At 55.2% G+C, this 26,355-nt stretch carries 26 protein-coding genes; 25 read left to right on the plus strand and 1 reads right to left on the minus strand.

The features are described from left to right. The first annotated feature begins 9 nt into the window (after positions 1 to 9). The 10 genes from phrB to nei all read left to right on the plus strand — a co-directional run bounded on the left by phrB (position 10) and on the right by nei (position 9,049). Entirely contained in the window at positions 10 to 1,431 is a 1,422-nt protein-coding gene (phrB, locus tag KGP26_RS08110) for a deoxyribodipyrimidine photo-lyase (protein ID WP_223665263.1), read from the plus strand. A 22-nt stretch (positions 1,432 to 1,453) separates the two neighbouring features. Further along, entirely contained in the window at positions 1,454 to 2,434 is a 981-nt protein-coding gene (locus KGP26_RS08115) for an MBL fold metallo-hydrolase (RefSeq protein ID WP_223665264.1), read from the plus strand. Between the two features lie 17 nt (positions 2,435 to 2,451). Continuing rightward, on the plus strand, positions 2,452 to 3,195 hold the full coding sequence (locus tag KGP26_RS08120) for a type 2 GTP cyclohydrolase I (protein ID WP_059201989.1): 744 nt from the start codon (positions 2,452 to 2,454) through the stop codon (positions 3,193 to 3,195). 224 nt (positions 3,196 to 3,419) lie between these two features. Further along, a complete protein-coding gene (pxpB, locus tag KGP26_RS08125) occupies positions 3,420 to 4,076 on the plus strand; it encodes a 5-oxoprolinase subunit PxpB (RefSeq protein WP_024483155.1) in 657 nt (218 codons plus the stop codon). After that, positions 4,070 to 4,996, plus strand: coding sequence for a 5-oxoprolinase subunit PxpC (pxpC, locus tag KGP26_RS08130; RefSeq protein WP_223537990.1), 927 nt, complete (start codon positions 4,070 to 4,072; stop codon positions 4,994 to 4,996). Before pxpB ends, pxpC begins: the two co-directional genes overlap by 7 nt. Further along, entirely contained in the window at positions 4,993 to 5,730 is a 738-nt protein-coding gene (pxpA, locus tag KGP26_RS08135; protein ID WP_115158774.1) for a 5-oxoprolinase subunit PxpA, read from the plus strand. The genes pxpC and pxpA overlap by 4 nt, the downstream gene beginning before the upstream one ends. 66 nt (positions 5,731 to 5,796) lie before the next feature. Further along, the gene (locus KGP26_RS08140; protein WP_021805279.1) at positions 5,797 to 6,528 is read left to right on the plus strand and encodes a DUF969 domain-containing protein; all 732 of its coding nucleotides are present in this window, start codon (positions 5,797 to 5,799) and stop codon (positions 6,526 to 6,528) included. After that, positions 6,525 to 7,532 carry a DUF979 domain-containing protein gene (locus tag KGP26_RS08145; RefSeq protein WP_021805278.1) on the plus strand — a complete coding sequence of 336 codons (1,008 nt, stop codon included), beginning with the start codon at positions 6,525 to 6,527 and terminating at the stop codon, positions 7,530 to 7,532. Before KGP26_RS08140 ends, KGP26_RS08145 begins: the two co-directional genes overlap by 4 nt. Positions 7,533 to 7,540: 8 nt before the next feature. Further along, on the plus strand, positions 7,541 to 8,185 hold the full coding sequence (gene pcp, locus KGP26_RS08150; RefSeq protein WP_021805277.1) for a pyroglutamyl-peptidase I: 645 nt from the start codon (positions 7,541 to 7,543) through the stop codon (positions 8,183 to 8,185). A 72-nt stretch (positions 8,186 to 8,257) separates the two neighbouring features. Next, complete coding sequence (gene nei / locus KGP26_RS08155; RefSeq protein ID WP_223499116.1) at positions 8,258 to 9,049, plus strand: endonuclease VIII; 792 nt, start codon at positions 8,258 to 8,260, stop codon at positions 9,047 to 9,049. An 85-nt stretch (positions 9,050 to 9,134) separates the two neighbouring features. On the opposite strand, the gene KGP26_RS08160 is transcribed toward nei, so the two are convergent. After that, complete coding sequence (locus KGP26_RS08160; RefSeq protein WP_223665265.1) at positions 9,135 to 10,424, minus strand: citrate synthase; 1,290 nt, start codon at positions 10,422 to 10,424, stop codon at positions 9,135 to 9,137. 646 nt (positions 10,425 to 11,070) lie between these two features. Between KGP26_RS08160 and sdhC the strand changes: the two genes are divergently transcribed. The 15 genes from sdhC to tolR all read left to right on the plus strand — a co-directional run bounded on the left by sdhC (position 11,071) and on the right by tolR (position 26,337). Continuing rightward, a complete protein-coding gene (sdhC, locus tag KGP26_RS08165) occupies positions 11,071 to 11,460 on the plus strand; it encodes a succinate dehydrogenase cytochrome b556 subunit (RefSeq protein WP_024483149.1) in 390 nt (129 codons plus the stop codon). Next, positions 11,454 to 11,801, plus strand: a complete 348-nt coding sequence (sdhD, locus tag KGP26_RS08170; RefSeq protein WP_021805273.1) for a succinate dehydrogenase membrane anchor subunit — start codon at positions 11,454 to 11,456, stop codon at positions 11,799 to 11,801. The genes sdhC and sdhD overlap by 7 nt, the downstream gene beginning before the upstream one ends. After that, entirely contained in the window at positions 11,802 to 13,568 is a 1,767-nt protein-coding gene (sdhA, locus tag KGP26_RS08175) for a succinate dehydrogenase flavoprotein subunit (RefSeq protein WP_024529344.1), read from the plus strand. It begins immediately after the preceding gene. A 16-nt stretch (positions 13,569 to 13,584) separates the two neighbouring features. Next, entirely contained in the window at positions 13,585 to 14,301 is a 717-nt protein-coding gene (locus KGP26_RS08180) for a succinate dehydrogenase iron-sulfur subunit (protein ID WP_021805271.1), read from the plus strand. 254 nt (positions 14,302 to 14,555) lie between these two features. Further along, a complete protein-coding gene (sucA, locus tag KGP26_RS08185) occupies positions 14,556 to 17,372 on the plus strand; it encodes a 2-oxoglutarate dehydrogenase E1 component (protein WP_021805270.1) in 2,817 nt (938 codons plus the stop codon). 10 nt (positions 17,373 to 17,382) lie between these two features. Beyond that, complete coding sequence (gene odhB, locus KGP26_RS08190; protein WP_021805269.1) at positions 17,383 to 18,600, plus strand: 2-oxoglutarate dehydrogenase complex dihydrolipoyllysine-residue succinyltransferase; 1,218 nt, start codon at positions 17,383 to 17,385, stop codon at positions 18,598 to 18,600. Between the two features lie 119 nt (positions 18,601 to 18,719). Next, positions 18,720 to 19,886 carry an ADP-forming succinate--CoA ligase subunit beta gene (gene sucC / locus KGP26_RS08195; protein WP_020825677.1) on the plus strand — a complete coding sequence of 389 codons (1,167 nt, stop codon included), beginning with the start codon at positions 18,720 to 18,722 and terminating at the stop codon, positions 19,884 to 19,886. Next, positions 19,886 to 20,758, plus strand: a complete 873-nt coding sequence (gene sucD / locus KGP26_RS08200; RefSeq protein WP_021805268.1) for a succinate--CoA ligase subunit alpha — start codon at positions 19,886 to 19,888, stop codon at positions 20,756 to 20,758. The genes sucC and sucD overlap by 1 nt, the downstream gene beginning before the upstream one ends. Positions 20,759 to 21,520: 762 nt before the next feature. Beyond that, complete coding sequence (cydA, locus tag KGP26_RS08205) at positions 21,521 to 23,089, plus strand: cytochrome ubiquinol oxidase subunit I (protein WP_021805267.1); 1,569 nt, start codon at positions 21,521 to 21,523, stop codon at positions 23,087 to 23,089. Positions 23,090 to 23,104: 15 nt separating this feature from the next. After that, entirely contained in the window at positions 23,105 to 24,244 is a 1,140-nt protein-coding gene (gene cydB, locus KGP26_RS08210; protein ID WP_021805266.1) for a cytochrome d ubiquinol oxidase subunit II, read from the plus strand. A gap of 17 nt (positions 24,245 to 24,261) precedes the next feature. Further along, positions 24,262 to 24,375: a cytochrome bd-I oxidase subunit CydX gene (gene cydX / locus KGP26_RS08215; protein ID WP_021805265.1), complete on the plus strand. Its 114-nt coding sequence runs from the start codon at positions 24,262 to 24,264 to the stop codon at positions 24,373 to 24,375. Further along, complete coding sequence (gene ybgE / locus KGP26_RS08220; protein ID WP_021805264.1) at positions 24,375 to 24,671, plus strand: cyd operon protein YbgE; 297 nt, start codon at positions 24,375 to 24,377, stop codon at positions 24,669 to 24,671. The genes cydX and ybgE overlap by 1 nt, the downstream gene beginning before the upstream one ends. A 133-nt stretch (positions 24,672 to 24,804) precedes the next feature. Next, positions 24,805 to 25,212, plus strand: coding sequence for a tol-pal system-associated acyl-CoA thioesterase (ybgC, locus tag KGP26_RS08225; protein WP_021805263.1), 408 nt, complete (start codon positions 24,805 to 24,807; stop codon positions 25,210 to 25,212). Continuing rightward, a complete protein-coding gene (gene tolQ / locus KGP26_RS08230) occupies positions 25,209 to 25,892 on the plus strand; it encodes a Tol-Pal system protein TolQ (protein WP_024483139.1) in 684 nt (227 codons plus the stop codon). Before ybgC ends, tolQ begins: the two co-directional genes overlap by 4 nt. Positions 25,893 to 25,908: 16 nt before the next feature. After that, entirely contained in the window at positions 25,909 to 26,337 is a 429-nt protein-coding gene (tolR, locus tag KGP26_RS08235; RefSeq protein ID WP_021805261.1) for a colicin uptake protein TolR, read from the plus strand. Positions 26,338 to 26,355: the final 18 nt, after the last annotated feature.

Here is a 26,355-nt window from a genome sequence, read left to right on the forward strand (position 1 = left end):
AGGAGTGTTATGACCACGCATCTGGTCTGGTTGCGTAACGATCTACGCATTACCGACAATAAAGCCCTCTCTGCCGCCTGTAGCGATCCGCAAGCCAAGGTGCTGGCGGTATTTATCGCTACCCCCGCGCAATGGCGCCAGCACCATATGGCGCCACGTCAGGCGGCGTTTATCCACGCCAATCTGTTGCAGGTGCAAGCGGCGCTGGCGGCTCGGGGCATTGAACTGATTTGCCATCAGGGCGACGATTTTGCCGGTTCGGTTAACTGGCTGGTGGAGTTCTGCCAGCGCCAGCAGGTTACGGCCCTATATTATAATCGTCAGTATGAAATCAATGAGCGTCAACGTGACGCCCGCCTTGAGCAGGCGTTGGCCGGGCAGGTGAGGTTCCACAGCTTTGATGATAGCCTGCTGTTGCCTCCCGGTAGCGTGCAAACCGGCAACGGCGAGATGTACAAGGTGTATACGCCTTTTCGCAAAGCCTTTCTCCAGCGGTTGGCCGAGACCGACGTGAGCTCTCTGCCAGCACCACGCCCGCGTGGGGAAGCCGTTGGTTTTACCGCAGCGGTGGCATTCGATTATCCTTTGGCTGAGGTGGGAGAGGGCTATCCCGCAGGTGAAGAGGCTGCATTACACAGGTTGCGCGCTTTCTGCCGAGAGCGGGTGCAAGACTATGCGACACAGCGCGATTTGCCCGCCATTGCCGGCACCAGCAATCTGTCACCCTACCTGGCTATTGGCGTTATCTCTCCTCGCCAGTGCGTCAACCGTCTGCGCGTCGAGTGCCCCGATGTGCTGGAAAATCCGCAAAGCGGTGCTTTCAGTTGGCTTAATGAGCTGATCTGGCGAGAATTTTATCGTCACCTGATGGTGGCGTATCCTGCGTTATGCAAGCACCGTCCCTTTATCGCCTGGACGGATAAGGTATGCTGGCAACGCAACGACGCGGCGTTACTGGCCTGGCAACAGGGCAATACCGGTTACCCGATTGTCGATGCTGCCATGCGTCAGCTCAATCAAACCGGCTGGATGCATAATCGCCTGCGGATGATCGTGGCCAGCTTCCTGGTCAAGGATTTGCTGATCGATTGGCGCGCCGGTGAACAGTATTTCATGTCCCAATTGCTGGATGGCGATCTGGCCGCCAACAACGGTGGCTGGCAGTGGGCCGCCTCTACCGGCACCGATGCCGCACCTTATTTCCGCATCTTTAACCCGACCACTCAGGGCGAACGTTTTGATCCAAAAGGCACTTTTATCCGTAAATGGTTGCCTGAACTGGCGGATGTACCGGACAATGAGCTCCATCAACCCCATCGCTGGGCGGAAAAGCAGCAGGTTCTGAATTATCCGCCGCCGATAGTCCAACACCAGCAGGCTCGGCTGGAGACGTTGGCGGCTTTTGAAGCGGCCAAGCGAGGGGGACTTTAAAGTTACAGCAAGGAGCTTCCTGATGATGAAGAAACTACTGGCCCTGTGCCTGGGCGGCTATTCCGCGTTGGCCGTGGCTGGTTTTGACGTAGTGGCGCTAGGCGTCGACGGTGGCGTCAGCGACGGCAATCTGACTTCTTATCTGATCCGCAGTGATAGCCAGACGCAGTATCTGGCACTGGATGCCGGGACGTTGCTGCCGGGGATTGCCAAAGGGCTGGAAAAGGGCAGTTTTCCGCAGGTCACGCCCGAGCTGGCCGCTCCCTTAACTCCGCAGGGCTATATTTTCCGTCAGCTGATTGGCGGTTACTTCATTAGCCATGGCCATCTGGATCACGTGGCTGGGTTGATCCTTGCTTCACCGGAAGACAGTAAAAAAACCGTTTATGCACAGGCCGATACCGTATTGACGTTGCGCAATCATTATTTTAACTGGAAAGCCTGGCCCAATTTTACCGATGCCGGTAATGGCTCGCGGCTAGGCACTTACCGCTTGCAAACGGTGCGCCCGCTGCAGCGTGTTACCCTGGGCCTGACCGGTTTGAGCGGGGTGATGTACCCACTTAGCCACGATCGCTACCCCTCTTCGATGTTGCTGGTGGCCGACCGTGAAGGGTCATTTGCCTACTTTGGCGATACCGGGCCGGATGCGCTGGAACAGTCACGCAATCTGGATGGTGCCTGGCGCGCACTGGGGCCGCTGATTGAGCAGAAGAAGCTGAAGGGCATAATTATCGAAACCTCTTACCCGAACGAGGTGGATGACAAGCATCTGTATGGACATCTGACCCCGGCCTGGCTACTGAAGGAGCTGAAAAACCTCCAGCAGTACAGCGGCGGAGAGGGATCGTTAAAAGATCTGCCGGTGATCATCAGCCACATCAAGCCCAGCCTGAAACAGGGGGAAGATGTGCGTGCTACCATCAAGCAACAGCTGGATCAGGGCAACGATCTGGGGGTGAAATTTATCCTGATGGAACAGGGCGATCGGCAACAATTTTGAATGAGAGTGAGATGACTATGCGTAACCTCGATCTGGAACATCTGATCAACAGCGAACTCAACTGTGCGGCCTTCCAGGACTACGCGCCAAATGGCCTGCAGGTGGAAGGGCGGGCACATGTGCAGCGTATCGTGACGGGAGTGACGGCCTGCCAGGCGTTGCTGGATGCGGCGGTGGAACATCAGGCGGATGCCATAGTGGTGCATCATGGTTACTTCTGGAAAAACGAAGCACCCGCGGTGCGCGGCATGAAGCGTAACCGGCTGAAAACTCTGCTGAGCAACGATATCAACCTGTATGGCTACCACTTGCCGCTGGATGCACACCCGGAACTGGGGAATAACGCGCAGTTGGCAAAGGCGTTGGGCATCCGCGTGATCGGCGAGATCGAGCCTTTGGTGCCGCACGGAGAATTTGAGCAACCGCTCAGCGCGGGTGAATTGCAACAGCGTATCGAGAGCCGTCTTGGCCGAGCGGTGTTGCACTGTGGCGATAATGCCCCGCAGGCAATCCGTCGGGTGGCCTGGTGTACCGGTGGCGGCCAGGGATTTATCGACAGCGCGGCGCGATTTGGCGTTGATGCGTTTATCAGCGGAGAAGTTTCTGAGCAAACTATTCATACGGCGCGGGAGATGGGCGTGCACTTTTTTGCCGCCGGCCATCACGCGACGGAACGTGGTGGGATCAAGGCGTTAGGCGAGTGGTTAGCGCAACATCACGGCTTTGACGTCACCTTTATCGATATCCCCAATCCGGCCTAATTTGCCTATGGGTTCGGTAAAACGAACCCTTTAGCGCCGCTAATCCCTTATATTCCCGAAGGTTGCTCTCTTGACAGCCGACGTTACGTCCCGCATAACTGATACGCTTTTCAAATAATAAAATACCCTGTGAACTTCAAGTTGCTACCCAGTGACCCGCTCATTCGTTCGTGAGCGGTCAGTCATGCTGCGGCTTGAAACACGACGAGTATAAGGAGATAGGGGTGCAACGAGCACAATATTACCTGCTAGGGGAACGCGCTGTAGTGCTTGAATTGGCACCCCCGGTGACGCTGCAAAGTCAGCAGCGCATCTGGGCATTGGCAGAAAAGTTGAATCACCACACTGACGTACGGGAAGTGGTGCCGGGAATGAATAACCTGACGCTGTTGCTGTATACGCCGCAGGCTGATGCCGAGGCGATGCTGGAGCTGCTGCGTCAAGGATGGGAGGGCAACGAAAGCCTGGTGCCAGAGTCCCGCGATGTCGATATCCCGGTGATCTATGGCGGCGAATATGGCCCCGACCTGGATGAGGTGGCGCGCCATACCGGTATGACGCCGCAACAGGTGGTGGAATGCCATTCGTCCACCGCGTATGTGGTTTATTTCCTGGGCTTCCAACCTGGTTTTACCTATCTGGGGGGGATGCCGGAGCGTCTGGCCACTCCACGCCGTGCGGAACCTCGTTTGTCTGTTGCTGCGGGTTCTGTGGGGATCGGTGGCGGCCAGACGGGGATCTATCCGCTGGTCACGCCGGGCGGTTGGCAACTGATTGGCCGCACGCCGTTGGCGCTGTTTAATCCGAATGAAATGCCGCCGACGCTGCTGCGCCCAGGCGACAACGTGCGCTTTGTACCGCAAAAGGGGGGCGTATGCTGAAGATCTTGCGAGCCGGTATCTACACCACCGTCCAGGACCTGGGGCGTAACGGTTTCCGGCGTTTGGGCATCAGCCAGGGCGGTGCTCTGGATATCCCCGCGCTGAAAATAGCCAACCTGCTGGTGGGCAATTCGCCCGAATCGGCTGGGTTGGAGATCACGCTGGGGCAATTCAGTGCCGAATTTACCCATAATGGGTGGATTGCGCTGACCGGTGCGGGCTGCGATGCTCAGTTGGACGGCAAATCTTTATGGACGGGCTGGCGCTATCCGGTAAAAAAAGGCCAGCAACTGACGCTGAAGATGCCTAAACGCGGGATGCGCAGCTATCTGGCGGTGTCTGGCGGCATCAACGTGCCGGAGATGCTGGGCTCACGCAGCACCGATCTGAAAGCGGGCTTTGGTGGATTAGAAGGCCGGCAGTTGAAAGAGGGCGACGTGTTGCCTGCGGGTAAGCCGCAGGCGCTGCCGACCACGGTCATCGGCGTGAAACAGCCGCTGTTCAGCAACCGGATCAGGGTGTTGACCGGGCCGGAATATGACGAGTTCAGCCAACAGGCGCAGGACGATTTCTGGCGTACCGCCTGGCAGCTTAGCCCGCAGAGTAACCGCATGGGTTATCGCCTGCACGGTGGCAGCGCCCTGACGCGCACCACTGAACGGGAAATGCTCTCCCACGGCCTGATACCCGGCGTCATCCAGGTCCCACACAACGGCCAGCCGATCGTCTTGATGGCCGATGCTCAGACTACCGGGGGATACCCGCGAATTGCCTGCGTAATCGAGGCGGATCTCTTCCACTTGGCGCAGATCCGTCTGGGGGATGCGCTTCACTTTATCCCCTGCACCCTGGCAGAGGCGCAGCGCGCCAAGGCCGAGCAGGATCACTTTATTCAACAGATTGCCTGGGGGGTTCAATGATCGTCGATTTGAATGCCGATCTCGGTGAAGGTTGCGCCAATGACGAAGCGCTGTTGCAGTTGGTCAGCTCGGCCAATATTGCCTGCGGCTTCCATGCCGGGGATGCCCAGACCATGCGCCAATCGGTGCGCTGGGCGTTGCAATACGGTGTGGCGATTGGTGCCCATCCCAGTTTCCCGGATCGGGAAAACTTCGGCCGCACTCGGATGCAGTTACCGGTAGAAACGGTGTATGCCCAAGTGGTGTATCAGCTGGGGGCGCTGGCCGCCATTACCCGGGCTGAAGGCGGCGTGATGGCCCATGTGAAACCGCATGGCATGCTCTACAACCAGGCGGCGGTGGAGCCGGAATTGGCGGAAGCCATTGCCCGCGCGGTGTTGGCGGTAGACCCTTCGTTGCGTCTGGTGGGGTTGGCCGGCAGTGAACTGATCCGCGCAGGTGAAAAGCTGGGGTTGGCGACGCGGCAGGAAGTGTTTGCCGATCGCGGCTATCAGGCCGATGGAACATTGGTGCCGCGTGGGCAACCAGGAGCACTGATTGCCAGTGATGAACTGGCATTGCAACAGACGCTGGAAATGGTTCGCCACCAGCGTGTACGAACCGTTGAGGGGGGCTGGGCCTCCGTCAAGGCTGAAACCGTTTGCCTGCACGGCGACGGGGAACATGCGCTGGCCTATGCCAGGAAGCTGAGAGAGAGCTTTGCTCAGCAGCAGATTGGCGTCAGCGCCGCATAAAAAAATAATGACTACAGCAAACACAACATTGCCCGCAAGACCGAGGGCGACAAGAGGGAAGTGAATATGGAACAAGCGGTAAACCTCTGGCCACTGATAGGCATCGCTGCCATCGTGGTTGGATTTGTATTACGTTTTAACCCGGTGCTGGTGGTGATCGCCGCCGGTATTATCACCGGGCTGGCGGCGTTGATGCCGCTGGATGTCATTTTGGAAAAGCTTGGCGAGGGCTTCCTCAATACCCGTAACCTGCCGCTGATCCTGCTGTTGCCGCTGCCGATTATCGGGCTGTTAGAGCGCCACGGTTTGAAAGAACGTGCGCAGGCGTGGATTGCCAAAATCAAAAGCGCCACCGCCGGGCGTTTACTGATCGTCTACCTGTTTGTGCGTGAAGTAACGGCGGCAATGGGGCTGACCAGCCTGGGCGGCCAACCTCAAATGGTACGTCCGCTGTTGGCACCGATGGCGGAGGGGGCCACGGAAAACCGCTATGGGGAACTGCCGGAACGTGTGCGCTATCGTCTGCGGGCAATGTCTGCCGCGACCGATAACGTCGGGCTGTTCTTTGGTGAAGATATTTTTGTCGCCTTTGGCGCGATCATCTTTATGCATAACTTTATGCTGGAATCCGGCGGCATTCAGACCGAACCGCTGCACATTGCGCTGTGGGGGATCCCAACGGCGATCTTTGCCTTCCTGATCCACTCGTTCCGTTTGTACCGCATGGACAAACAACTCAACGCTGAACTGAGCAAACTTAACCAGGCTGCGTTGCAGGCCAAGGGAGAAGGCCAATGATATTCCAACAACAATATCTCTATTGGCTGGCGGGTGCGGTATTACTGATCGTCGCCGCAATGTCGTTTCGCGATAAGGCCAACCCACGCCGTATTTCTACCGGCCTGTTCTGGGCCTTGTACGGATTGATCTTCCTGGTGGGGGATTGGACCTATGGGCTATTTGGCTCAGGGGCTGAAGCCAAGCGTCAACTGCATATCACCGTGGGCGTATTGGTGGTGGTGATGGCTCTGATCGCCGGTTTTGGCGGTGTGCGTCTTGGTAGCTATCATCAGCGCAGCCAGCAAGAGCGCGAAACCAGTGCCAAACGCTTGGGCAACCGTCTGTTTATCCCGGCGCTGGCGATCCCGGTCGTCACGGTGATCGGCGTGCTGCTGTTCAATAACATCCCGGCCTTGCAACAGGCGGTGTTTGGCAGCGGTAACCACTCCACCTTGATTACCTTGTTCTCCATGACCCTCGGCTGTTTGCTTGGCCTGGTTATTGCGGTGAAGATGACCCGTGAGAAAATGTCGCAGCCAGTGCAGGAAGCTCGTCGTCTGCTGGATTCCATCGGCTGGGCCTTCATCCTGCCGCAGATCCTGGCGACTCTTGGCCTGCTGTTCACCGTTGCGGGCGTTGGCACTGCCATCTCCCATTTAACGCAGGAATACCTGGCGGTAGATAACCGCTTTATCGCCGTAGCGGTGTATGCCATCGGCATGGCCGTATTAACCATGATCATGGGGAACGCGTTTGCGGCTTTCCCGATTGTCACTGCGGGTATCGGTATACCGATCCTGGTACTGCAACACGGCGGTAACCCCGCGGTGATGGCGGCTATCGGCATGTTCTCCGGCTATTGCGGCACGTTGATGACGCCAATGGCTGCTAACTTTAATATTGTACCGGCGGCGTTACTGGAGTTACCGGACAAGAATGCGGTCATCAAGGCGCAGATACCGACCGGGGTCACGTTGCTGCTGGTTAACGTATTCCTGCTTTATTTCCTGATGTTCCTCTAGGAGAACGCATGCAGAAAGTATTGATTACCGGCTTTGAGCCGTTTGGCGGCGAGCGTGTCAACCCATCCTGGGAGGTGGTGAAGCAGCTTAACGATCTGGAGCTTGGCGGGGCGCACATTATCGCGCGCCAGCTACCTTGCGTCTTCGGTGAGGCATTAACTGTGCTGAACGCGGCCATTGATGAAGTTCAGCCAGCGATGGTACTGGCGATCGGCCAGGCGGGCGGGCGCACTGACATCACACTGGAACGCGTCGCTATTAACGTCGATGACGCGCGTATTCCCGACAATCAGGGACAGCAGCCGATCGATCAGGCCATTGTGGCAGATGGCCCTGCGGCCTATTTCAGTACCTTGCCGATCAAGGCGGTGGTGAATGCGATGCGTGAGGCTGGCATTCCGGCCTCGGTATCACAAACCGCCGGGACTTATGTCTGCAACCATGTGATGTACGGTCTGTTGCACCGCTTAAGCGGGCAGCAGGCGGTGAAGGGCGGGTTTATCCATATCCCTTACCTGCCTGAGCAGGCGGCACAGCATCCTGGTGCGCCGAGTATGGCAGCCCAGACGGTGCTGTTTGCTTTGGAAATGGCAATTTCGATCGCCTTGCAGGTGGAGCATGACTTGAAAGTGGTGGGTGGCGCCACGCACTAAGGTCATTTATGCTACCTCCATGTTAACCCTAGGGTTCGGCTTGCCGGACCCTTTTCAATCAAGGAGTTGTCCATGCCAGAAGGGCCGGAGATCCGCCGGGCGGCAGATAAGCTGGCGGCGGTGATGATCGAGCAACCACTGACCGAAGTCTGGTTTGCTTTCCCGCAACTGAAACACTATCAGGCCGAGCTGGTCGGTGAACGTATCACTGCCATCGAACCGCGTGGTAAAGCCTTGTTAACCGATTTCTCCAACGGTTTGACCATGTACAGCCACAATCAGCTTTACGGCGTGTGGAAGGTGGTGCGAGCGGGCGAAACGCCAGAAACCAAGCGCGATCTGCGCGTGCGACTGGAGACGGCCGAGTGGGCGATTTTGTTGTATAGCGCTTCGGATATCACCATTGCGCCGCGCGGTGAGATCGAGCAACACCCGTTCTTAAAACGTATTGGTCCTGACGTGCTGGATATGGATTTGACCGTAGAGCAGGTGGAACAGCGGCTGTTATCGCCGACGTTTTGTAAGCGCCAGTTGGGCGGAATGCTGCTGGATCAGTCTTTTCTGGCTGGCCTGGGCAATTACCTGCGAGCCGAAATTTTGTGGCAGGCAGAACTGGCACCCAAGCATAAGCCGCAGGATCTCACCCCTGATGCGCTGCATCAGTTGGCGCAGGCGCTGTTGGATATTCCACGCATTTCATATCAGACCCGTGGTCAGGTAGATGAAAATCGCCATCACGGTACGCTGTTCAGCTTCAAGGTGTTTCATCGCAGCGGTGAGCCTTGCCCGCGCTGTGGCGCGATGATCGAGAAAACGGCGCTATCTTCGCGGCCGTTCTATTGGTGCCCGGTTTGCCAGCAGTAAGCCATAAAAAACGCTGCCAGTGAGGCAGCGTTAAGTCGATAGGGTCATTAGCCGAGTTGGGGCGACTATGACGCCCCGCTAAAGCTTACTTTTTAACCTGAGACTTGAACTCACGCTCGGCATAGCCGGTATACAGCTGACGTGGACGAGCGATCTTGATGCCTTCGTCATGCATTTCGTTCCAGTGGGCAATCCAGCCGATGGTACGGGCAATCGCGAAGATCACCGTAAACATGGAAGAAGGAATACCCATCGCTTTCAGGATGATACCTGAATAGAAATCGACGTTCGGGTACAGTTTCTTCTCGATGAAGTACGGGTCGTTCAACGCGATGTGTTCCAGTTCCATCGCGACCTGCAGCAGGTTGTCGTCTTTCTTGTTCAGTTCTTTCAGCACTTCGTGACAGGTTTCACGCATCACGGTGGCGCGCGGATCGTAGTTTTTGTACACGCGGTGGCCAAAGCCCATCAGACGGAACGAGTCGTTCTTGTCTTTGGCACGTTTGATGAACTCAGGGATGTGCTCAACGGTTTTGATTTCTTCGAGCATCTTCAGTGCCGCTTCGTTGGCACCGCCGTGCGCTGGCCCCCACAGGGAAGCGATACCGGCCGCGATACAGGCAAACGGGTTGGCACCGGATGAACCGGCGGTACGTACGGTGGAGGTGGACGCGTTCTGCTCATGGTCGGCATGCAGGATCAGAATACGATCCATGGCGCGTTCCAGCACCGGGTTCACCACGTACTCTTCGCAAGGTGTAGCAAACATCATGCGCAGGAAGTTACCGGCGTAGGACAGGTCGTTGCGTGGGTAAACAAACGGCTGGCCAAGGGAATACTTGTAACACATCGCTGCCACGGTAGGCATTTTGGACAGCAGGCGGAACGCGGTGATCTCACGGTGACGTTCATTGTTGACGTCCAGCGCATCGTGATAGAACGCAGCCAGGGCACCTGTTACCCCGCACAGCACCGCCATTGGGTGCGAGTCACGGCGGAAACCACGGAACAGATGGGTGATCTGGTCGTGGATCATGGTGTGGCGGGTTACCGTGGTTTTGAAAGTTTCGAACTCTTCAGCACTCGGGGGTTCGCCGTACAGCAGGATGTAGCACACCTCCAGGTAGGAGGACTCTTTTGCCAACTGCTCAATCGGGAAGCCTCGGTGCAGCAGGATACCTTTGTCGCCGTCGATGAACGTGATTTTGGATTCACAGGAAGCGGTAGAAGTAAAGCCGGGATCAAATGTGAAATAACCTTTGGAGCCCAGGGCGCGTACGTCAATAACATCAGGGCCCAGTGAAGGGGTGAGTACGCCCAGTTCGATCGGAGCTTCGCCGTTGTTGATGCTTAGCGTCGCTTTCTTATCAGTCATTTACAGTCTCCTTAACGCCTTATTTTAAAAACCTCTAACAACTGAAATACCTTAAATCTCCGCAGGTTGCCCGCAATAAAGTCGAGCGAACGCTAACTCTGTGAGCGACAGCGCATTTGCGCCGGTAGGGGACAGAGTTTGCACCAGGCGAACAAGACGGGTTAGCAGCCGTTAACGATTCATCGGGATTCGTTATTTTCTTTTAATCATTACCTACGATCTGTTTGGAATGTTAACCACATACACTATCGCTACACTGTTGCATAACTTGTGCTTAGGGGGAAGTGTATCCGGTGACCGCTAGTGCATCATAGGGTTGATTGCTGCCCTATTTGTAATGGAAATGTTGATCTCTTGTCAAATCAGATAATTAATTTCGTGCTAAATGTAATAATCGTGATCTAAATCACTGTTCTGGGGAAATGTGACCAAAGGGATTGTATGGGAATTGTAATAAGAATGTGAACCTCCTATACTGCCGCCAGGTCTCCGGATTACCCTGAAGTAGGAGCACCCAGCGTTATCACTACGCGCCGTTTAAGCACTAGGATGTCGATGTTTGAGCGCGTGAGGTGTAAGAGTGAAAGCTCTTGGACGCTGTCTGATCCCCACCCAGGCCCGGAGGAAGGAAAATAATAAGAGCTGTGTGGGCAAAACCGTGAAAAAACAAAGACCTGTCAATCTGGATCTGCAAACGATCCGGTTTCCTGTAACTGCGATAGCGTCCATCTTACACCGAGTCTCTGGCGTAATTACTTTCGTTGCCGTGGGCATTCTCCTCTGGCTGCTGGGTATCTCTCTCTCTTCTCAAGAGGGCTTCCTGCACGCTGCCGCCATCATGAATAGCTTCTTCGTGAAATTCATTTTCTGGGGGATCCTCACCGCGTTGGCCTATCACATTTGCGGTGGCATTCGTCACTTGTTAATGGATTTTGGCTATATCGAAGAGAGTTTAGCCGCAGGTACCCGTTCTGCCCAGGTGGCGTTCGGTCTGACCGTCGTGCTGTCAATTCTGGCTGGAGTCCTCGTATGGTAAGCAACGTTTCTGCATTAGGACGTAACGGCGTACACGACTGGTTGTTACTGCGTGCTTCCGCCATCGTCATCACCCTGTATGTGCTCTATATCCTGGGCTTCGTCGTTACGGCTCCGGACATCACCTATGAAATCTGGCGCGGCTTCTTCGCCACCTCCATTACGAAAGTATTCACCTTGCTGACATTGCTGTCGATCCTGGTTCACGCCTGGGTGGGAATGTGGCAGGTGCTGACGGACTATATCAAGCCACTGGCGTTACGCCTGGTGCTGCAACTGGCGATTGTCGTCACGTTGCTGGTCTATTTACTGTACGGAACAATCGTCGTGTGGGGTGCATAAATGAAACTGCCAATCAGAGAGTTTGATGCAGTTGTTATCGGTGCTGGTGGCGCAGGTATGCGTGCGGCGCTGCAGATTTCCCAGGCGGGCTCAACCTGTGCCCTGCTTTCCAAAGTATTCCCGACCCGTTCCCATACCGTGTCTGCGCAAGGCGGCATTACCGTAGCCTTGGGCAATAACCACGAAGACAACTGGGAATGGCATATGTACGACACGGTGAAGGGTTCCGACTATATCGGTGACCAGGACGCCATTGAATATATGTGTAAAACCGGCCCGGAAGCGATTCTGGAGTTGGAACACATGGGCCTGCCGTTCTCCCGTCTGGACGATGGCCGCATTTATCAACGCCCGTTTGGCGGCCAGTCACTGAACTTTGGTGGCGAGCAGGCGGCCCGTACCGCTGCGGCGGCGGACCGTACCGGTCACGCGTTGTTGCACACCCTTTATCAACAGAACCTGAAAAACCACACCACCATCTTCTCCGAGTGGTATGCGCTGGATCTGGTGAAAAACCAGGATGGTGCGGTAGTTGGTACCACCGCTATCTGTATCGAAACCGGTGAAGTCGTGTACTTCAAGGCCAAGGCAACCATTCTGGCTACCGGTGGGGCAGGTCGTATTTACCAATCCACCACCAACGCCCACATCAATACCGGTGACGGTGTCGGTATGGCGCTGCGTGCCGGTGTACCGGTGCAGGATATGGAAATGTGGCAGTTCCACCCAACCGGCATTGCCGGGGCTGGTGTACTGGTCACCGAAGGTTGTCGCGGTGAAGGTGGTTACCTGCTGAACAAACATGGCGAACGTTTCATGGAACGTTATGCGCCAAATGCCAAAGATCTGGCGGGCCGTGACGTAGTGGCACGTTCGATCATGATTGAGATCCGTGAAGGCCGCGGCTGTGACGGTCCTTGGGGCCCACATGCCAAGCTGAAACTGGACCACCTGGGTAAAGAAGTGCTGGAGTCCCGCCTGCCGGGTATTCTGGAACTGTCCCGTACCTTCGCCCACGTCGATCCGGTGAAAGAGCCGATCCCGGTCATTCCAACCTGCCACTATATGATGGGCGGTATTCCGACCAAAGTGACCGGCCAGGCGCTGACCGTGAACGAGAAAGGCGAAGACGTGGTGATCCCGGGCCTGTTCGCGGTAGGCGAAATTGCCTGCGTATCGGTACACGGCGCCAACCGTCTGGGTGGCAACTCGTTGCTGGATCTGGTGGTATTTGGTCGCTCTGCCGGTATGCACCTGCAAGAGTCGTTGGCAGAGCAGGGCGAAAGCCGCGAAGCCAGCGAATCGGACGTCGAAGCTTCGCTGGATCGTCTGAACCGTTGGAACAACACCCGTTCTGGTGAAGATCCGGTGGAAATTCGTAAGGCACTGCAATCCTGTATGCAGCATAACTTCTCGGTGTTCCGCGAAGGTGATGCGATGGCGAAAGGGTTGGAAGAGCTGAAAGTGATCCGTGAACGTCTGAAGAACGCACGCCTGGATGATACCTCCAGCGAATTCAACACCCAGCGCATCGAATGCCTGGAGTTGGATAACCTGATGGAGACCGCGTATTCCACCGCCGTGTCGGCCAACTTCCGTACCGAGAGCCGTGGCGCGCATAGCCGCTTCGACTTCCCGGAGCGTGACGATGCCAACTGGCTGTGCCATTCGCTGTATCTGCCGCAATCGGAAAGCATGACGCGTCGTGAAGTGAACATGCAACCGAAGCTGCGCGCGGCATTCCCGCCGAAAGTGCGTTCTTACTAATTGCGGAGCTCGATTGATGAAACTTGAATTCTCTATCTATCGCTACAATCCGGATGTCGATAGCGCCCCGCACATGCAGGACTACAGCCTGGAAGCGGAAGAGGGCCGTGACATGATGCTGCTGGATGCGTTGATCCAGCTGAAAGAAAAGGACCCGACCTTATCTTTCCGCCGCTCTTGCCGTGAAGGCGTGTGCGGTTCAGACGGCATCAATATGAACGGTAAGAACGGTCTGGCCTGTATCACCCCGGTCTCGTCGTTGCGTAAAGGCAACAACAAGATTGTGATCCGCCCGCTGCCGGGGTTACCGGTGGTGCGTGATCTGGTGGTGGATATGGGGCAGTTCTATACCCAGTATGAAAAAATCAAGCCGTTCTTGATTAATGATGGCAAGAATCCTCCGGCGCGTGAGCACCTGCAAACGCCGGATCAGCGGGAAAAACTGGATGGATTGTACGAATGTATTCTCTGTGCCTGTTGCTCCACCTCTTGCCCATCGTTCTGGTGGAACCCTGACAAGTTTGTTGGCCCGGCCGGTCTGTTGGCGGCGTACCGCTTCCTGATCGACAGCCGTGATACGGAAACTGAAGCACGATTGGACGATCTGAACGACGCTTTCAGTGTTTTCCGCTGCCATAGCATTATGAATTGTGTCAGTGTATGTCCTAAGGGCTTGAATCCGACCCGTGCAATTGGTCATATCAAGTCTATGCTGCTGCAACGCGGCGCATAAACAGAACGAGATGCTGCGCCGGTGGCTTTACCGGCGCACATCCCAAGAGGGTATCTCTAAAAACTGACCCGTGATTGTGGTTAAAGGCAATCAGGTTTGTCCCGCCGGTTTTTAGAGGTTCCTTGTATGGGGCCGCAAGGTCCAAAACAGAACGTGCACTTGTATAAGCACGTCTAGTGAACCGTTAAGCGTACCATTACGGTAATTATGTTAACCACGGCGAAAACTGAAGCTTTAAAGCTTAAGGGATCAAAATGCAGAACGGCGCAATGAAGGCCTGGCTGGATTCCTCCTATCTGGCGGGCGCGAACCAGTCCTACATAGAGCAGCTCTATGAAGACTTTTTAACCGATCCGAGTTCCGTTGAAGATAGTTGGCGTTCGATTTTCCAGCAACTACCAACTGCGGGTGTCAAACCCGATCAGCTCCACTCCCAAACGCGAGATTACTTCCGCCGCCTGGCGAAAGATTCTGCTCGTTATAACACCACCATCAACGATCCTGAAACCGATGCCAAGCAGGTCAAGGTATTGCAGCTGATCAACGCCTTCCGCTTCCGTGGGCATCAGCACGCCAACCTCGACCCGTTAGACCTGTGGAAGCAGGAGCGCGTTCCCGATCTCGATCCGGCGTACCACAACCTGACCGAAGCCGACTTCCAGGAAACCTTCAACGTGGGTTCTTTTGCCATCGGCAAAGAAACCATGAAGCTGAGCGATCTGTACGCGGCGCTGAAGCAGACCTACTGCGGTTCGATCGGTGCCGAGTATATGCACATCACCAACACCGAAGAGAAACGCTGGATCCAGCAGCGCATTGAATCGGTAGCGGGGCGTGCCAGCTTCACCACCGATGAGAAACGCCGTTTCCTGAGCGAACTGACGGCGGCCGAAGGGCTGGAGCGTTACCTGGGTGCCAAATTCCCTGGGGCCAAACGCTTCTCGCTGGAAGGTGGCGATGCGCTGGTGCCGATGCTGAAAGAAATGGTGCGTCACGCAGGCAAAAACGGCACGCGTGAAGTGGTGCTGGGCATGGCCCACCGTGGCCGTCTGAACGTGTTGATCAACGTGCTGGGTAAAAAACCGGCCGACCTGTTCGACGAGTTTGCCGGCAAGCATAAAGAACACCTGGGCACCGGTGACGTAAAATATCACCAGGGCTTCTCTTCCGACGTGGAAACCGAAGGCGGCATGGTTCACCTGGCGCTGGCGTTTAACCCGTCGCACCTGGAAATCGTCAGCCCGGTCGTTATGGGGTCTGTACGCGCCCGCCGCGACCGTCTGGACGAAGCGCGCAGCAACATGGTGCTACCAATCACCATTCACGGTGACGCGGCAATCACCGGGCAGGGCGTAGTTCAGGAAACCCTGAATATGTCGCAGGCTCGCGGTTATGAAGTGGGCGGCACGGTGCGTATCGTCATCAACAACCAGGTTGGCTTCACTACCTCCAACCCGTTGGATGCGCGTTCTACCCAATACTGTACCGATATTGCCAAGATGGTGCAGGCTCCTATCTTCCACGTGAATGCCGATGATCCGGAAGCGGTGGCCTTTGTCACTCGTCTGGCGTTGGATTTCCGTAACACCTTTAAACGTGACGTGATGATCGATCTGGTCTGCTACCGTCGCCATGGGCATAACGAGGCCGATGAGCCAAGTGCTACCCAGCCGGTGATGTACCAGAAGATCAAGAAACACCCAACGCCACGCAAAATCTACGCTGACGTACTGACCGAACAGAAGGTTGCCAGCCTGGAAGATGCCACGGAAATGGTCAACCTGTATCGCGATGCTCTCGATCGCGGTGACTGCGTGGTTGAAGAGTGGCGTCCGATGAACCTGCACTCCTTTACCTGGTCGCCATACCTGAATCATGAGTGGGACGAAGAGTACCCAAGCAAGGTTGAGATGAAGCGCCTGCAGGAACTGGCTCGCCGCATCAGCAGCGTACCGGAAGCGATCGAAATGCAGTCGCGCGTGGCGAAAATCTACGGCGATCGTGCCGAGATGGCCGCAGGCAACAAACCGTTCGACTGGGGCGCAGCGGAAACGCTGGCTTACGCCACCATGGCTGATGAAGGCATCCCGATCCGTATTTCTGGTGAAGATGCTGGCCGTGGCACCTTCTTCCACCGCCATGCGGTGGTGCACAACCAGAAAAATGGTTCTGTCTATGTCCCGCTGGCGAATATCCACAGCGGCCAGGGCGAATTCAAAGTCTGGGACTCGGTGCTGTCTGAAGAAGCCGTTCTGGCATTCGAATATGGCTACGCCACCGCAGAGCCGCGCACCCTGACCATCTGGGAAGCGCAGTTTGGTGACTTTGCCAACGGTGCTCAGGTCGTGATCGACCAGTTCATCAGCTCCGGTGAGCAGAAATGGGGCCGTATGTGTGGCCTGGTGATGCTGCTGCCGCACGGTTACGAAGGCCAGGGCCCAGAGCACTCCTCTGCGCGTCTGGAACGTTACCTGCAGCTGTGTGCAGAACAGAACATGCAGGTGTGCATCCCGTCCACTCCGGCACAGGTTTACCATATGCTGCGCCGTCAGGCGTTGCGCGGTATGCGCCGTCCGCTGGTGGTGATGTCACCGAAGTCCTTGCTGCGTCATCCGCTGGCAGTCTCTTCCCTGGAAGAGCTGGCAAACGGTACCTTCCAACCGGCCATCGGCGAAATTGACGAGCTGGATGCCAAAGCGGTAAAACGCGTGGTGCTGTGTTCTGGTAAGGTTTATTACGATCTGCTGGAGCAACGCCGCAAGAACGACCAGAAAGACGTGGCCATCGTACGTATCGAGCAGCTGTATCCGTTCCCGCATCAGGCCGTTCAAGCGGTATTGGAACAGTATGCCCACGTGCATGATTTCGTCTGGTGTCAGGAAGAGCCGTTGAACCAGGGTGCCTGGTATTGCAGCCAACACAATTTCCGTGAAGTGATCCCGTTTGGGGCCTCTTTACGTTACGCAGGACGTCCAGCCTCTGCCTCTCCGGCGGTGGGTTATATGTCCGTACACCAGAAGCAGCAGCAGGCTCTGGTGAATGACGCGCTGAATATTGAAGAAAAAATTTAAAGGAAAGCTAATGAGTAGCGTAGATATTCTGGTTCCTGACCTCCCTGAATCCGTTGCCGATGCGACCGTCGCCACCTGGCATAAAAAACCGGGTGACACCGTTCAGCGTGACGAAGTGCTGGTTGAAATTGAAACCGACAAAGTCGTATTGGAAGTGCCTGCCAGTGAAGCCGGCGTACTGGAAGCGATCCTGGAAGACGAAGGCGCAACCGTGACTTCACGTCAGCTTCTCGGGCGTATCCGTCAGGGTGACAGCTCTGGCAAGCCGACCGAAGCGAAAGCTCAGAGCGTTGAATCAACTCCGGCACAGCGTGCAACCGCCAGCCTGGAAGAAGAGAACAACGACGCACTCAGCCCGGCGATCCGCCGCCTGATTGCCGAACACGATCTCGATGCTGCCGCCATCAAAGGCAGCGGCGTGGGTGGCCGTATCACGCGTGAAGACGTAGAAGCGCACCTGGCTGCCAGCAAGAAAGCGGCACCGGCTGCAGCAGCCCCAGCGGCGGCACCTCAGCCAGCCTTGGGCGGTCGTAGCGAAAAACGTGTCCCTATGACCCGCCTGCGCAAACGCGTGGCCGAGCGCCTGTTGGAAGCGAAGAACAGCACCGCGATGCTGACCACCTTCAACGAAATCAACATGCAGCCGATCATGGATCTGCGCAAGCAGTACGGTGAAGCCTTCGAAAAACGCCACGGCGTACGTCTGGGCTTTATGTCCTTCTACATCAAAGCGGTAGTCGAAGCGCTGAAACGCTTCCCGGAAGTGAACGCCTCTATCGACGGCAGCGACGTGGTTTACCACAACTACTTCGATATCAGCATTGCGGTTTCGACCCCGCGCGGCCTGGTAACCCCGGTACTGCGTGACGTTGACTCCATGAGCATGGCGGACATCGAGAAGAAAATCAAAGAGCTGGCGATCAAAGGCCGTGACGGCAAATTGACCGTGGAAGAACTGACCGGCGGTAACTTCACCATTACCAACGGCGGCGTCTTCGGTTCATTGATGTCCACCCCGATCATCAACCCACCGCAGAGCGCCATCCTGGGTATGCACGCCATCAAGGATCGCCCGATGGCGGTCAATGGTCAGGTCGTGATCCAGCCGATGATGTATCTGGCTCTGTCTTACGATCATCGTCTGATCGATGGCAAAGAGTCGGTGAGTTATCTGGTAACGGTGAAAGACATGCTGGAAGATCCGGCTCGTCTGCTGCTGGACGTTTAATCCTTGCAAGGGCGTGGTTTTTGCCGCGCCCACACCCTGTGCTATGTGGCCGATAAGTCATGCGGAATACCGCGAAAGTGACCCGGCTAAAACTTTCTGACCTGAATGGATAGAACATCATGAATTTACACGAATATCAGGCAAAACAGCTGTTTGCTCGGTATGGCATGCCAGCACCAACCGGTTACGCCTGTACCACTCCGCGTGAAGCAGAAGAAGCCGCATCTAAAATCGGCTCCGGCCCGTGGGTGGTAAAATGTCAGGTTCATGCTGGCGGCCGTGGTAAAGCTGGTGGCGTTAAAGTCGTTAACAGCAAAGAAGATATCCGTGCTTTTGCCGAAGCCTGGCTGGGTAAACGCCTGGTGACTTACCAGACCGATGCGCTGGGCCAGCCGGTTCACCAGATCCTGGTAGAAGCGGCCACCGATATCGACAAAGAGCTGTATCTGGGGGCGGTAGTTGACCGTGCCAGCCGTCGCGTAGTGTTTATGGCTTCTACTGAAGGCGGCGTTGAAATTGAGAAAGTTGCGGAAGAGACCCCGGAACTGATCCACAAAATGACCATCGACCCACTGGCAGGCCCACAGCCTTACCAGGGGCGTGAGCTGGCGTTCAAACTGGGCCTGACCGGTAAGCAAGTCGGCCAGTTTGCCAAAATCTTTATGGGCCTGGCAACGTTGTTCCTGGAGCGCGATCTGGCGATGGTTGAGATCAACCCGCTGGTAGTGACCAAGCAGGGCGATCTGATCTGCCTGGACGGTAAGCTGGGTGCCGATGGCAATGCCCTGTTCCGTCAGCCTGAACTGCGTGAAATGCGTGACCTTTCTCAGGAAGACGAGCGTGAATCCCGTGCGGCCCAGTGGGAGCTGAACTATGTTGCCCTCGACGGTAATATCGGTTGCATGGTGAACGGTGCCGGTCTGGCGATGGGTACCATGGACATCGTGAAACTGCACGGTGGCGAACCAGCCAACTTCCTGGATGTAGGCGGTGGCGCAACCAAAGAGCGCGTGACCGAAGCCTTCAAAATCATCCTGTCTGACGACAAGGTGAAAGCGGTGTTGGTGAACATCTTCGGTGGCATCGTGCGTTGCGATCTGATCGCTGACGGTATCATTGGCGCGGTAGCCGAAGTGGGCGTTAACGTCCCGGTGGTCGTGCGCCTGGAAGGGAACAACGCCGAACTGGGCGCCAAGAAACTGGCGGACAGCGGTTTGAATATCATTGCTGCGACCAGCCTGACTGATGCGGCTCAGCAAGTTGTTGCGGCAGTGGAGGGTAAATAATGTCCATTTTAATCGATAAAAACACCAAAGTAATCTGCCAGGGTTTCACCGGTAGCCAGGGTACCTTCCACTCCGAACAAGCTATCGCTTACGGCACCAAAATGGTGGGGGGCGTGACTCCGGGCAAAGGCGGTACTGAGCACCTGGGTCTGCCAGTGTTCAACACCGTGCGTGAAGCTGTTGAAGCGACCGGTGCTACCGCGTCTGTTATCTACGTGCCAGCGCCATTCTGCAAAGACTCCATTCTGGAAGCCATCGATGCAGGCATCAAACTGATCATCACCATCACCGAAGGCATCCCAACTCTGGATATGCTGACCGTGAAAGTGAAGCTGGATGAAGCCGGTGTGCGCATGATCGGCCCGAACTGCCCAGGTGTGATCACCCCGGGCGAATGCAAGATCGGTATCATGCCTGGCCATATTCACCTGCCAGGCAAGGTGGGTATCGTTTCCCGTTCAGGTACTCTGACCTATGAAGCGGTAAAACAAACCACTGACGCCGGTCTGGGGCAGTCTACCTGCGTAGGTATCGGCGGTGACCCGATCCCGGGTTCCAACTTTATCGATATTCTGAAGTTGTTCCAGGAAGATCCGCAGACCGAAGCTATCGTGATGATCGGTGAGATTGGCGGCAGCGCGGAAGAAGAAGCGGCAGCCTATATCAAAGAGCACGTCACCAAGCCGGTAGTCGGCTATATCGCCGGTGTTACTGCACCGAAAGGCAAGCGTATGGGCCATGCTGGCGCCATCATTGCCGGCGGCAAAGGGACTGCGGATGAGAAGTTCGCGGCTCTGGAAGCGGCAGGGGTGAAAACCGTACGCAGCCTGGCTGATATCGGTGATGCAGTGAAGGCGATCCTGAATCGTTAGTACCGTATAGCAAATAATAATATCTCGACATGTTTGGCCGCCTTTGGGCGGCCTTTTTTGTATGTCACTGAGAGAGAAGGGCGTTTTGCAAGGCATTGTTGCTGGAGGTGCGAGCCGACCACTCAGTGCTTGCAGGTTCTGGGATCAACCTCGCAACATGGTCTATGATTACTTAGCAAAAAGCAGATTTGTGAGTTAACTCACTGCAATCGTCATTGGAAATAAAAAGTTAATATCTATCGAATGGTAATGCTGAAGTAATACAATTGGGGGTATTTTAAATTACATTTATTTAACACAAAGATATCAATAAAAAACAATTAAACCATTGCTTAACATGGGCGCTGGGAAATTACAGCAAATTGCGTAATGAGCCTAGCAATAATATGCAGATAGGCTTAAATTGTTTTAGATCAATATTGGCCTGGCTACCTATTTAGGCTGATTTTTGACCTGTAGCCAAAAGTCCAACCTGTGTCACGCAAATACCTATTTATTGTATGGGCTTTGGCGAGTATCATGCCACTGTGTAATTACGGATGGTTGATCTTGTTGCATTTGTTACCCGCTGTCGGTTTTCATTGGTGCGTTTTGCTCCCGTCCCTCGTGGTCTGGCTCTGAACGTGCGGTTGAAAGCGGAGAGGCTGGATCAAATTTTGTTGTGTTTAAGGGCATTCACTGCGGGGCGTTACCGGCTACTCTTTCGGGAGTAATACCGATAACCGCAAGTCGGAGTCTTCCTGCGAGGAGCAAGGAGTCAAGATGTTTGATATTGTCGAACTGTCGCGCTTACAGTTTGCTTTAACGGCGATGTACCACTTCCTATTTGTCCCATTAACGCTGGGTATGGCGTTTTTGCTGGCAATTATGGAAACGGTATATGTGCTGTCCGGCAAACAAATTTATAAAGATATGACCAAATTCTGGGGCAAGTTATTTGCAATCAACTTTGCTCTGGGTGTGGCCACCGGGTTGACCATGGAGTTCCAGTTCGGGACCAACTGGTCATACTTCTCTCATTACGTCGGTGACATCTTCGGGGCCCCGCTGGCTATCGAAGGTCTGATGGCGTTCTTCCTGGAATCGACGCTGGTCGGTCTGTTCTTCTTCGGGTGGGATCGCCTGAGCAAGATCCAGCACATGACGGTCACCTGGTTTGTTGCCCTCGGCTCAAACCTGTCTGCGTTGTGGATCCTGGTCGCCAACGGCTGGATGCAAAACCCAATCGCCTCCGACTTCAACTTTGAAACCATGCGCATGGAGATGCTCAGCTTCTCCGAGCTGGTTTTGAACCCGGTCGCTCAGGTGAAGTTTGTTCACACCGTGGCCTCAGGCTACACCACCGGTGCGATGTTCGTGCTGGGTATCAGCTCCTACTATCTGCTGAAAGGGCGTGACGTTGCTTTTGCCAAGCGTTCGTTCGCCATTGCTGCCAGCTTCGGTATGGCTGCGATCCTTTCTGTTATCGTACTGGGTGATGAATCCGGTTACGAAATGGGGGACGTGCAGAAAACCAAACTGGCTGCCATTGAAGCCGAATGGGAAACTCAACCGGCTCCGGCCGCATTTACCCTGTTCGGCATCCCGAACCAGGAGAAAATGGAGAACTCCTTCGCGATTCAAATTCCTTGGGCGCTCGGCCTGATTGCTACCCGTTCTATCGACACCCCGGTTATCGGCCTGCGCGAACTGATGGCACAGCACCAGGTGCGTATCCGTAACGGTATGAAAGCTTACCAACTGCTGGAAGAACTGCGTGGCGGTAATACCGATCCAGCAGTGCGCACCGCATTCAACGATACCAAACAGGATCTGGGTTACGGCATGCTGCTCAAGCGCTACACCGAAAACGTCACCGACGCGACGGAAGCGCAGATCCAGCAGGCAACCAAAGACTCTATCCCACGCGTTGCTCCACTGTACTTCGCCTTCCGTATCATGGTGGCCTGTGGTGTGCTGATGCTGTTTATTATCGGCCTGTCATTCTTGAGCGTGGTACGTGGTCGTATCGGTCAGAAGAAATGGCTGCTTCGCGCTGCGTTGTTCGGCCTGCCATTACCATGGATTGCCGTTGAAGCGGGCTGGTTCGTGGCGGAGTATGGCCGTCAGCCGTGGGCGATAGGTGAGGTGCTGCCAACCGCAGTCGCCACCTCTTCGCTGACCGCAGGCGACATTCTGTTCTCGATGGGGCTGATATGCGGCTTGTACACCCTGTTCCTGGTGGCTGAAATGTACCTGATGTTCAAGTTTGCACGTCTGGGTCCAAGCAGCCTGAAAACTGGCCGCTACCACTTTGAACAACCGACTGCCGCCGTGCAGGAAGCGCGCTAAACAGGAGTCCAAGATATGTTTGATTACGAAGTACTGCGATTTATCTGGTGGCTCCTGGTTGGCATCCTGCTGATCGGTTTCGCCGTCACCGATGGTTTCGATATGGGTGTTGGTATACTGATGCGCATTATCGGTAAAACCGATACCGAGCGCCGGGTCATGATCAACGCCATTGCCCCGCACTGGGACGGTAACCAGGTGTGGCTGATCACCGCCGGTGGCGCATTGTTCGCCGCCTGGCCAATGGTCTATGCTGCCGCGTTCTCTGGTTTCTATGTGGCCATGATCCTGGTGCTGGCTGCCTTGTTCTTCCGCCCGGTCGGTTTTGACTACCGCTCGAAGCTGGAGAACAGCACCTGGCGTAACATGTGGGACTGGGGCATCTTTGTCGGTAGCTTCGTGCCTGCGGTGGTGTTCGGCGTGGCGTTCGGTAACCTGTTACAGGGCGTACCGTTCCATATCGATGAATATCTGCGTCTGTTCTATACCGGCAACTTCTTCCAACTGTTGAACCCGTTTGGTTTGCTGGCCGGTATTGTCAGCCTGACCATGCTGGTGACCCAGGGGGCCACCTACCTGCAGATGCGTACCACTGCCGAGATTCACCTGCGCTCACGCGCTGCAGCGCAGATTTCTGCGCTGGTGATGGGCGTATGCTTCCTGTTGGCGGGTATCTGGCTGGTGAAAGGTATCGACGGTTTCGTGATCACCTCAGCACTGGATACGGCAGCGGAATCCAACCCACTGCGTAAAGAAGTCGCTCATCAGGCGGGTGCCTGGTTGATCAACTTCAACAAGTATCCATCCCTGTGGGCACTGCCGGCGTTGGGCGTGGTTCTGCCACTGTTCACTATCCTGTTTGCCCGTTTGGACAAAGCTGCGATGGCGTTCCTGAGTTCATCACTGACGATTGCCTGTGTGATCCTGACGGCTGGGGTAACCATGTTCCCGTTCGTTATGCCATCAAGCACCGTGCCTAACGTCAGCCTGACCATGTGGGATGCGACTTCCAGCCTGTTCACACTGCAGGTGATGACCGTTGTTGCCATTATCTTCGTGCCAATCGTTCTGGCGTACACCGCTTGGGCGTACTACAAAATGTTTGGTCGCCTGGATAAGAACTTCATCGAAAAAAATAAGCATTCGCTGTACTAAGCAAAAGGAGCTAAACCATGTGGTATTTTGCCTGGATCCTCGGAACGCTTCTTGCCTGTGCCTTCGGTATCATCACGGCGCTGGCGCTTGAGCACAGTGAAGATTCAAAAGCGCAGCAAGACGGTAAGTGATGAGTTCGTCACTGGTGGATAAGCTGTACGCTATCACCGACAAGGGCCCGGTTCGGGCCCTTTCATTGGTGCTGGCGGTGATTTTGGCGGGATGTATCTTTTGGGATCCTAGCCGCTTTGCAGCACGTACCAGCTCATTAGAGATTTGGCAGGGTATCTTGCTGATCTGGGCAGTATGTGCAGGCATTGTTCACGGTGTCGGCTTCCGATCACAGAGCACGTTTTGGCGTGCATTTTTCGCGCCATTACCTGCAATTGTGATCCTGGCCGCAGGATTACTTTACGTTTCTTTATAATCTATTACGCATCCCCCCGGTTATGGGCCGTTCAGGCCCATAATTATTTTCATTCCCATTCAGTAACCCATTCCCAACCCGATCCGTCTTGCGTATAGTAGCAATCGTTCAATTGCCTTGGTTTGGAAGTCTCGTGAGTAATAAGTTGTTTCGATGGCCGGTTCGTGTTTACTTTGAAGACACCGATGCCGGTGGTGTGGTCTACCATGCCCGTTACGTCGCTTTTTATGAAAGAGCGCGCACCGAGATGCTGCGTCAACATAACTTTCATCAACAGCAGCTGCTCAGTGAAGAACATGTCGCTTTCGCTGTCCGGCGTATGACGGTGGATTATCTGTCACCAGCTCGTCTTGACGATCTGCTGGAAGTGCAGAGCAAAATCACTTCAATACGCGGGGCTTCTCTTACGTTTGCTCAACGCATTGTTAATTCTGACGGTACTCTCTTGAGTCAGGCCGATGTATTGATTGCATGCATTGATCCACACCAAATGAAGCCGATAGCGCTTCCTAAGTCTATTGTCGCGGAGTTTAAGCAGTGACTGACATGAACATCCTAGATCTATTCTTGAAGGCGAGCCTGCTGGTCAAGTTTATCATGCTGATTTTGATATGCTTTTCAGTGGCCTCTTGGGCGATTATCATCCAGCGTACCCGCATCCTCAATGCGGCCACTCGCGACGCCGAAGCCTTCGAAGACAAATTCTGGTCTGGTATCGAGCTTTCCCGTCTGTATCAGGAAAGCCAGGCACGTCGCGATAGCCTGACTGGCTCAGAGCAGATTTTCCATTCCGGTTTTAAAGAGTTTGCCCGTTTGCACCGTGCCAACAGCCATGCGCCAGAGTCGGTGATCGAAGGGGCAACGCGTGCGATGCGTATTTCGATGAATCGTGAGCTGGAAACGCTGGAGAACCATATTCCTTTCCTCGGCACCGTGGGTTCCATCAGTCCGTATATCGGCCTGTTTGGTACCGTGTGGGGGATCATGCACGCCTTTATCGCCCTGGGTGCGGTAAAACAAGCCACCTTGCAGATGGTAGCACCGGGTATCGCCGAAGCGTTGATCGCTACGGCCATCGGTCTGTTTGCCGCGATCCCTGCCGTTATGGCCTATAACCGCCTAAATCAGCGCGTTAACAAGCTTGAGCAGAATTACGACAACTTTATGGAAGAGTTCACCGCTATTCTGCATCGTCAGGCCTTCTCCAGCGACAGCAAATAAGAAGTAGGAGGGTAGCATGGCGAGAGTTCGTGGTCGTAACAAGCGTGAGCTGAAGTCGGAAATCAACATTGTTCCGCTGCTGGACGTCTTGTTGGTGCTGTTGCTGATCTTTATGGCAACCGCGCCAATCATCACCCAAAGCGTTGAAGTTGATTTACCTGATGCCACCGATTCCAAGACGGTGTCCAGCGACGATAATCCACCGGTGATCCTGGAAGTTTCCGGTGTAGGTCAGTACACCCTGGTGGTGGATCACAACCGTATGGAGCTGTTGCCGCCTGAGCAGGTGGCGGCCGAAGCCAAGTCGCGTCTGGCAGCTAATCCGAAGACGGTGTTTTTGATCGGTGGGGCCAAGGAAGTACCGTACGATGAGATTATCAAGGCATTGAATATTCTGCATCAGGCGGGTGTCGCTTCCGTAGGGTTGATGACCCAGCCAATCTAACCGTAAGGTCAGTGGCAA

Origin of the sequence: Serratia sp. JSRIV002, from assembly GCF_019968725.1 — a bacterium.
Classification (GTDB): domain Bacteria; phylum Pseudomonadota; class Gammaproteobacteria; order Enterobacterales; family Enterobacteriaceae; genus Chania; species Chania fonticola_B.

Excerpts from the sequence above, each read along its gene's own strand:
- phrB (WP_223665263.1), top strand. The coding sequence starts at position 10 with ATGACCACGCATCTGGTCTGGTTGCGTAACGATCTACGCATTACCGAC.
- KGP26_RS08115 (WP_223665264.1), top strand. The coding sequence starts at position 1,454 with ATGATGAAGAAACTACTGGCCCTGTGCCTGGGCGGCTATTCCGCGTTG.
- KGP26_RS08120 (WP_059201989.1), top strand. The coding sequence starts at position 2,452 with ATGCGTAACCTCGATCTGGAACATCTGATCAACAGCGAACTCAACTGT.
- pxpC (WP_223537990.1), top strand. The coding sequence starts at position 4,070 with ATGCTGAAGATCTTGCGAGCCGGTATCTACACCACCGTCCAGGACCTG.
- pxpA (WP_115158774.1), top strand. The coding sequence starts at position 4,993 with ATGATCGTCGATTTGAATGCCGATCTCGGTGAAGGTTGCGCCAATGAC.
- KGP26_RS08140 (WP_021805279.1), top strand. The coding sequence starts at position 5,797 with ATGGAACAAGCGGTAAACCTCTGGCCACTGATAGGCATCGCTGCCATC.
- KGP26_RS08145 (WP_021805278.1), top strand. The coding sequence starts at position 6,525 with ATGATATTCCAACAACAATATCTCTATTGGCTGGCGGGTGCGGTATTA.
- pcp (WP_021805277.1), top strand. The coding sequence starts at position 7,541 with ATGCAGAAAGTATTGATTACCGGCTTTGAGCCGTTTGGCGGCGAGCGT.
- nei (WP_223499116.1), top strand. The coding sequence starts at position 8,258 with ATGCCAGAAGGGCCGGAGATCCGCCGGGCGGCAGATAAGCTGGCGGCG.
- KGP26_RS08160 (WP_223665265.1), bottom strand. The coding sequence starts at position 10,424 with ATGACTGATAAGAAAGCGACGCTAAGCATCAACAACGGCGAAGCTCCG.
- sdhD (WP_021805273.1), top strand. The coding sequence starts at position 11,454 with ATGGTAAGCAACGTTTCTGCATTAGGACGTAACGGCGTACACGACTGG.
- sdhA (WP_024529344.1), top strand. The coding sequence starts at position 11,802 with ATGAAACTGCCAATCAGAGAGTTTGATGCAGTTGTTATCGGTGCTGGT.
- KGP26_RS08180 (WP_021805271.1), top strand. The coding sequence starts at position 13,585 with ATGAAACTTGAATTCTCTATCTATCGCTACAATCCGGATGTCGATAGC.
- sucA (WP_021805270.1), top strand. The coding sequence starts at position 14,556 with ATGCAGAACGGCGCAATGAAGGCCTGGCTGGATTCCTCCTATCTGGCG.
- odhB (WP_021805269.1), top strand. The coding sequence starts at position 17,383 with ATGAGTAGCGTAGATATTCTGGTTCCTGACCTCCCTGAATCCGTTGCC.
- sucC (WP_020825677.1), top strand. The coding sequence starts at position 18,720 with ATGAATTTACACGAATATCAGGCAAAACAGCTGTTTGCTCGGTATGGC.
- sucD (WP_021805268.1), top strand. The coding sequence starts at position 19,886 with ATGTCCATTTTAATCGATAAAAACACCAAAGTAATCTGCCAGGGTTTC.
- cydA (WP_021805267.1), top strand. The coding sequence starts at position 21,521 with ATGTTTGATATTGTCGAACTGTCGCGCTTACAGTTTGCTTTAACGGCG.
- cydB (WP_021805266.1), top strand. The coding sequence starts at position 23,105 with ATGTTTGATTACGAAGTACTGCGATTTATCTGGTGGCTCCTGGTTGGC.
- cydX (WP_021805265.1), top strand. The coding sequence starts at position 24,262 with ATGTGGTATTTTGCCTGGATCCTCGGAACGCTTCTTGCCTGTGCCTTC.
- ybgE (WP_021805264.1), top strand. The coding sequence starts at position 24,375 with ATGAGTTCGTCACTGGTGGATAAGCTGTACGCTATCACCGACAAGGGC.
- tolR (WP_021805261.1), top strand. The coding sequence starts at position 25,909 with ATGGCGAGAGTTCGTGGTCGTAACAAGCGTGAGCTGAAGTCGGAAATC.